This is a genomic window from Streptomyces apricus, assembly GCF_008369065.1.
In the GTDB taxonomy this organism is placed as follows: domain Bacteria; phylum Actinomycetota; class Actinomycetes; order Streptomycetales; family Streptomycetaceae; genus Streptomyces; species Streptomyces apricus.
This window is the reverse complement of record NZ_VDFC01000207.1, coordinates 1-1,423: the sequence shown is the minus strand read 5'-3', so window position 1 is coordinate 1,423 and position 1,423 is coordinate 1. Positions and strand designations below refer to the sequence as shown.

Below are 1,423 nucleotides of genomic sequence, written 5' to 3'. Positions count from 1 at the left end.
GGTGGGGGTGGTTCGCGCAGTTCCCCGCGCCCCTGAAGGACGGGCCGGTGAGGGACGGTCGCGCAGTTTCCCGCGCCCTTGAAAGCGGGGTCGCTCATGCGGTTTCCTGCGTTCGCGAATAACAGGCCCTTGGGGTCGCTCGGCGGTACTCCAGGGGTGCGGGGAACTGCGCGAACGGGCCCCACCCGGCTGCAGGCAGGATTCAAACCGGTTCAGACATCTCCGGCGGCCGCGGTGGCCATCGTCCGGATGCCGGAGCGGATGCGGGACGGTGGGACGTGGGCGTAGCCCAGGACCAGGCGGACCACGTCGTCCCGCGGCGGGGTCCGCGTGTACGACGTCAGCGCGCGGACCGCGATCCCGGCCGCGTTCACCCGTGCCAGGAAGCGGTCGGCGGGTCCGTACCGCGGGGGGAGTTCGGCGATGACGTGCAGCCCCGCCGCGATGCCCGACACCCGGGTGCCGGGGAAGTGCTCCGCCAGCGCCGCGAACAGGGTGTCGCGCCGCTCCCGGTACGCGCGGCGGCAGCGGCGCAGGTGGCGGTCGTAGTCGCCCCGTTCCACGAAGCGGGCGAGCAGCGCCTGGTCGACCACGGGGTTGCCGAGGTCCATCGTGCGCTTGCGCTCGACGACCTCCTCGGCGAGCGACTCCGGCACCAGCAGCCAGCCCAGCCGCAGTCCGGGCGCCAGCGACTTGCTCACGGAACCCGCGTACGCGACGCGCTCCGGATCGAGCCCCTGCAGCGCGCCGACCGGCGCCCGGTCGTAGCGGAAGTCTCCGTCGTAGTCGTCCTCCACGACGAGCCCGTCCACCTCGCGTGCCCAGTCGAGGAGTTCGCCGCGGCGCCGCGCGGAGTACGCGATCCCGGACGGGAACTGGTGGGCGGGCGTCGTCACCACGACCCGTACCCCCGAGGCGCGCAGCGCCCGCGTGTCCAGCCCCTCGCCGTCCAGCGGCAGCGGCACGGCGTCGAGGCCGGCCGACGCGTACAGGGTCTCGTGGTCGGGGCTGCCGGGGTCCTCGGTGCCCACGGCCCGCACCCCGCGCGCGTGGAGCACCGTTCCGAGGAGCGTGGCCGCCTGGGCGACCCCGGAGACCACCACCACCCGTTCGGGATCGGCGACCACGCCCCGGCGCCGGGTCAGCAGTTCCGCGAGCGCGGTACGCAGCCGGGGCAGCCCCCGCGGGTCCGGGTAGCCCAGCGCGTGGTGGGGCAGTTCGGCGAGCACCCGGCGCTGGGCGGCCGCCCACGCGGCGCGGGGGAACAGCGACAGGTCGGGCGTACCGGGGAGGAAGTCCGCCTGGGCGTCCAGGGGGCGCGGGGCGAGGTGGGCGGCCGCCCACGCGGCGCGGGGGAACAGCGACAGGTCGGGCGTACCGGGGAGGAAGTCCGCCTGGGCGTCCAGGGGGCGCGGGGCGAGGT

General features: G+C 75.5%; 1 protein-coding gene. It reads right to left on the bottom strand.

Annotated features, from left to right (window positions below; genetic code table 11):
- Positions 1 to 212: 212 nt before the first annotated feature.
- Positions 213 to 1,423: aminotransferase-like domain-containing protein (locus FGF04_RS39220; protein WP_149516165.1), on the bottom strand; the 1,211-nt coding region annotated here is incomplete at its 5' end.